The organism is Arsenophonus sp. ENCA (assembly GCF_002287155.1).
GTDB lineage: Bacteria > Pseudomonadota > Gammaproteobacteria > Enterobacterales > Enterobacteriaceae > Arsenophonus > Arsenophonus nilaparvatae.
Genome location: NZ_NHNG01000699.1, coordinates 1 through 4,767, shown reverse-complemented (window position 1 = coordinate 4,767; position 4,767 = coordinate 1). Strand labels below are relative to the sequence as shown.

The window sequence follows — 4,767 nt, the reverse complement described above, 5'->3', positions numbered from 1 at the left end:
TAGATACGCTTTAAGACTAAAATGCGAACCATGGTCTCTGTTGGAAATGGTGGACGTCCGCCTTTTTTGCTGACAGGACGCGGTACCACATGGTCGATTTCTGCTGCTAGATGCGCAAAGTCTATACAGGTTTCGATCTTGACCAGCGGGTCACCCAACTTGTCGATCGTCTGTTGGTGATACTGGTTTGCAAAGAGGTCATTCTTAATGGCGCTGCGTTTCTTCATGGTGGTTAGCTCAGTAGACCAGCTTCCGATAACTTTATCAGCAAAATCAAACTCGGCTTAGGTTTTTCGAGGTGCCCAAAGGTAAAGGAGGCAACACCCCACGCCCAAAATGCCGCTTCTTTCAATAACACATAGCAATAAATAAAGTACCTATCGAGGCGTACCTCGCGGGCGGTTTTCTCAAATTCAACCACCTGACCGGTTCTTGGGTTTAACCAGTGAAAGGTGAAGGTGCCACCTTCACTGGTGCCAATCGCTTCCTGTAGCGGTATGACCAGTTTATCCATTGCCCAGTAAGCTAACCCGTGTATCATCTTCTCAAGCGGGATTTGAAAGGCGATGGTGGCAAAAAAGACCATCACCGTGGCGATAATTACCCAAAAAGCCACGATATTGGCAATCTGCATAAACATCGCCACCATGTATTTAATTACCTGACCACCCTGGGTCATGTTTCTGGCATCCAGACTCATAATCAAACGTTCCTTAGCGAGAGGAAGCCCAATTAGTTATCGAAAAAGCGTTAAGTTAACTGGGCTTATTATTTTGACACGAGTTTCGCACAGGCATATAAAATTCTAAAAATGGCTTAAAAGCAATGATTAATCTGCAAGTTACTAAAAAACATAAATTTTCTTAAATTACAATAAGTTGTATTTGATTTATAAGGTTTTGACTATTTATATATCATGCTGAATTAAACTTAAAAATAGAGCGTTTTTTTATTGGTGCGAAACTCGTGTTTGAGAGAAATTAAAGAATATTGGCGATACTTTTGGCTAACTGTTTCTCCAGTTCCGGTTTGGCTTCTTCAAATTTCAGGTTGACTTTGTTGGCATTGGACACAATTCGCGTTTGGTATTTATGACGATTAGTGGGTTCGGTGCTGGTCTGAACTTTCGCTCCCGAAGTGCCTTGCTGTAGACTTGCCACATCATTGACCGTCACTTTCGTGCCTTTGCTCAAAGCGCTAATCTGCAAGTCGGTTATCATCGTGAAATTCACATCCTCCACCATCGCATCAGCGGCTGCGCCAATCAGACCGGCGGCTAATCCCACGCCTAATGCACCGCCGGTAGAATCGACGTTATAAGCCATAGCACTTGCGCCCACCGCTGCGCCAAGGGCAGCGCCTTCATAACCTTGCGATAAAAAGTGTTGGGCATCTCTTAAATCCATTTTATCGGCTTTTAACACATTGGCCTGTATCCAGTAATAGGCGGCGTTGGGATTATTCACCACCGTATAGCCTTTGGCTTCAACCGCTTTTCGAATTAAACTGGCTAAATCTGACATCTCTTTATCGGACGTATTTTTGATTTGTAGGTAAACGGTTTTCTGTGAAGCCGGGTCTAACCAGATGGTTTCACTCATTTGGGTTTTTACTTCAAGATTGCGTTTTTTAACCGCCGTACTGACTGCACTACAGCCGGTCAGGGCTAGTGAACTCGTAATGAAACTGACCAAAATTAAACGCTTAAAAGGGTGTGCCATTTTATAAAAACTCCATGTTAAAGGTATAAGGGATTACTTGAACAGCATCCTGTTCAAGTAACGTTCTGATAAAAAAGGATTATCTAAGGATTAACTATCACGACGGCTATAGTCATCATGATCGAACCCGCTTGTCGTGCTGAAATCATTAAGCGTGTTGCTTAATAGTGAAATAAGGGTGTTTCGGTGATTGAAGTAAATTTTACGCTGTTCTGAGATGGAAATTCCAAAGACCTGCGCTAAGGAGTAAGAAGGTATCATCAATAAAGGGTCTACGATTCCGTAAAATTTGGGTCATGCAACCGAGGCGCTTGATACCCGCGATGGCGTGTTCAACTGTAATACGGATGCCCGAGATTATTTTATTTTCTTGTTTTTGTTCAGGCGATAAAGGTCTTTTTCGAGTTCCTTTTTTTGGGATTTGTGTATTAGGATGCTGTTTATCTATACCTTGAAAACCGGTATCTGCCCAGATGGTTACCTCAGGAGGAATATGGCGAATTATATCGACTTTATCGAGTAAGCGTTTATCGTGACGGCGCCCATTTTTGCTCATGGGGATAAATCCAATTTGCCTTGTTTCGTCAGTCATAATAAGCCCTTTTCGAGTGGTCTGTCTTTTCTTTCCCGCACGAGTTTCGCACCAATAAAAAAACGCTCTATTTTTAAGTTTAATTCAGCATGATATATAAATAGTCAAAACCTTATAAATCAAATACAACTTATTGTAATTTAAGAAAATTTATGTTTTTTAGTAACTTGCAGATTAATCATTGCTTTTAAGCCATTTTTAGAATTTTATATGCCTGTGCGAAACTCGTGTCTAATAGCGTTCCCATTTCAGGCAAATGAATTAGCAAATAGAGTAAATCTGTCATTTTGACGTTGGTATCGACTTTACCTTCACTATCAACAAAACCAGAAGGAACACAACTACTCAAAAAGAATTTAATCATCTCGGATTTCATGCGGCACCTCCGATACTCCGAAGGTACTGACGCTGACGGGTTGTAAGATATTTTGATGTGTGAGCAAAACTCAAAAGCTGCTCGATTGATATGCCGCACGCTTTCATTATGCGTGCAATATGCGTACTATTTCGCATAGTCCGACTCCTAGTTAGCTTAGGTTGTTAGATCAGGTGCTTGTTGGGATTGCCGTCCCTTCAAGTACCGCTAATTTAATCTTGTTTTTCTATTGCTGTAGTAAATGCAACTCTATCTCCATTAAAAATAAAATTTGGGTTAATAAAATAATCTCCTTGCTTTAAACATCTTGCGATTATTTGAGCCCCCACTAGCTCTTTAATTCCTCTAGTAAATGTTGCTTGAGCACGAGTTTCGCAGTCTCTAAAAAAGAAGTATAAATTTAAAAACAAGAAAAAATCAGGATGTTCATATTTTGTCCGGTTATCCATGCATTAAAGATATCTATAAAATATTCTTGCAAGTAAGCAGTGTAAGATACTCTTGTTTGGCGTTATCAGAAGTCAGCCCATCGCCTTTATCTCATGACACGGTTAGCCGATGGTTAAAAAGTAGATGTTTCCGCCCTAAAGACCTATGGCGATTAGTTGAACCTTCTATAGACAAAAAAAGCCCTTGTGTACTAATTGCCGATGATACATTGATTGCCAAAACACGTAGTAGAAAAATAGAGATGGTTCATTATCGGGCACCTCGAAAAACTCAAGATTTTCAATTAACCCTTGGCTTTCATTCTAAATAATTAGATTTTTTTTGATTATCACGTTACTGATTCTATCGCACATTGCCCTGGCTAGGGCCATTTGACCCATTCTGGGCGTCAGAAAGCCACGATGCACGCGCTCTGGAAGTACGCCAACCGCTTTAGGTTGTAACATGCTGCCATCATCGTCATGGCAAAATTAGCGCGCACCTGTCCAATGGTGCGGATCAGTTTTCTACCCATTTGTTCCATCGCCGCAAATGCATGTTCAACCCGTGCCCTAGTCTTTGCAATCCTGTGGTTTCGCCCTTGCTGAGTCTTGGACAACGGTTTGTTTCGATGGCCTTTACGCTGAATCTGGCTCCTACACGAGTTTCGCACAGGCATATAAAATTCTAAAAATGGCTTAAAAGCAATGATTAATCTGCAAGTTACTAAAAAACATAAATTTTCTTAAATTACAATAAGTTGTATTTGATTTATAAGGTTTTGACTATTTATATATCATGCTGAATTAAACTTAAAAATAGAGCGTTTTTTTATTGGTGCGAAACTCGTGTCCTCTATCAACTTTTTTGTAAGTTGTTACATGCGTTCCTAAAACTTCTCCTGTAAGTTGATTGACTAACACATTACGATCTTTACCCATTTTTGATAATCGTATTTGTTTAGTCCCTATAGGAATCATCATATTTTCCACGAATGGATTTTGCTTGTGCCTTATTACATCATTATTTTTTGATTCCATCATATGCATTTTTCTGTTTTTTTTTACTCTTATTTAAGCATTTTAGTTGTTTTTTTGATTATGTCAACGTATTTTTTGATTCCAATGCAATCAAAATTGCACTCATTTTTGATTATCATAACCACAGTATTTGCATGTGTTAGCAACAGATATTAAAATTTAATTCTTTATATAACAGGGTTTATAATTAGATCTCTTCTTTTATCTTTTGATAAAACGGAGTCTCAGGCTAATTCATTAGCAACAAACTAACCTCCGCTTCCTCGTCGACGGTGTTCGGTGCTCGCAAGCTGCGCTCCGCCTCAACGTCTCCTGCGGTGAGCGGACTGAGTTAAGGAAAAACACGATTTTCTTTTAAAAAAACCAAGAAATCTTTTTAAAACTTAACCCCCACCGCTCGACGCAGCCAAGTGACCGAGCAACGCGAGCGAACGGGCGAGGAAGCGGAATATAGCCCGAAGTTAAAAGGAGCACGGTCACTCGACGCCTAGGAATTTACGCCTAGGAATTTCAAAGATCCTGAGGCCGTATGAAATAGGGATCACAGTCGGTAAGATTTGCTGTTTTTTTCAGCACAAGAGGGAGTGAGATCATTATTTGTTGGCTAAT

The 4,767-nt window shown here is 40.1% G+C and carries 7 protein-coding genes and 2 pseudogenes; 1 reads left to right on the top strand and 8 read right to left on the bottom strand.

All coding sequences use genetic code 11. The annotated features are described in order from the left end of the window. The 6 genes and pseudogenes from CBG25_RS18420 to CBG25_RS18395 form a co-directional block, all read right to left on the bottom strand. Window positions 1-227, bottom strand: a pseudogene (locus CBG25_RS18420) (IS5/IS1182 family transposase); the annotation flags it as partial. A 5-nt stretch (window positions 228-232) separates the two neighbouring features. After that, window positions 233-700, bottom strand: a complete 468-nt coding sequence (locus CBG25_RS18415) for a hypothetical protein (protein WP_290608477.1) — start codon at window positions 698-700, stop codon at window positions 233-235. Between the two features lie 280 nt (window positions 701-980). Then, entirely contained in the window at window positions 981-1,721 is a 741-nt protein-coding gene (gene traT / locus CBG25_RS18410; protein WP_290608475.1) for a complement resistance protein TraT, read from the bottom strand. A 202-nt stretch (window positions 1,722-1,923) separates the two neighbouring features. Beyond that, on the bottom strand, window positions 1,924-2,397 hold the full coding sequence (locus CBG25_RS18405) for a transposase family protein (protein WP_290608479.1): 474 nt from the start codon (window positions 2,395-2,397) through the stop codon (window positions 1,924-1,926). 103 nt (window positions 2,398-2,500) lie between these two features. Then, the gene (locus CBG25_RS18400) at window positions 2,501-2,689 is read right to left on the bottom strand and encodes a hypothetical protein (RefSeq protein ID WP_290608473.1); all 189 of its coding nucleotides are present in this window, start codon (window positions 2,687-2,689) and stop codon (window positions 2,501-2,503) included. Between the two features lie 212 nt (window positions 2,690-2,901). Continuing rightward, entirely contained in the window at window positions 2,902-3,138 is a 237-nt protein-coding gene (locus tag CBG25_RS18395; RefSeq protein ID WP_290608471.1) for a hypothetical protein, read from the bottom strand. Here CBG25_RS18395 and CBG25_RS18390 point away from each other — a divergent pair. Then, window positions 3,123-3,449: a hypothetical protein gene (locus CBG25_RS18390; protein WP_290608469.1), complete on the top strand. Its 327-nt coding sequence runs from the start codon at window positions 3,123-3,125 to the stop codon at window positions 3,447-3,449. The two genes, CBG25_RS18395 and CBG25_RS18390, sit on opposite strands and share 16 nt — an antisense overlap. 78 nt (window positions 3,450-3,527) lie before the next feature. Here CBG25_RS18390 and CBG25_RS18385 read toward each other — a convergent pair. Then, window positions 3,528-3,776: pseudogene (locus CBG25_RS18385) on the bottom strand (transposase); the annotation flags it as partial. A gap of 154 nt (window positions 3,777-3,930) precedes the next feature. Further along, window positions 3,931-4,098 (bottom strand): hypothetical protein, encoded by a 168-nt coding sequence (locus tag CBG25_RS18380; RefSeq protein WP_290608468.1) that lies wholly within the window; start codon window positions 4,096-4,098, stop codon window positions 3,931-3,933. Window positions 4,099-4,767: the final 669 nt, after the last annotated feature.

Coding starts and splice junctions, on each gene's coding strand:
- CBG25_RS18415 (WP_290608477.1), bottom strand. CDS start 700: ATGAGTCTGGATGCCAGAAACATGACCCAGGGTGGTCAGGTAATTAAA.
- CBG25_RS18380 (WP_290608468.1), bottom strand. CDS start 4,098: ATGATTCCTATAGGGACTAAACAAATACGATTATCAAAAATGGGTAAA.
- CBG25_RS18395 (WP_290608471.1), bottom strand. CDS start 3,138: ATGGATAACCGGACAAAATATGAACATCCTGATTTTTTCTTGTTTTTA.
- traT (WP_290608475.1), bottom strand. CDS start 1,721: ATGGCACACCCTTTTAAGCGTTTAATTTTGGTCAGTTTCATTACGAGT.
- CBG25_RS18400 (WP_290608473.1), bottom strand. CDS start 2,689: ATGAAATCCGAGATGATTAAATTCTTTTTGAGTAGTTGTGTTCCTTCT.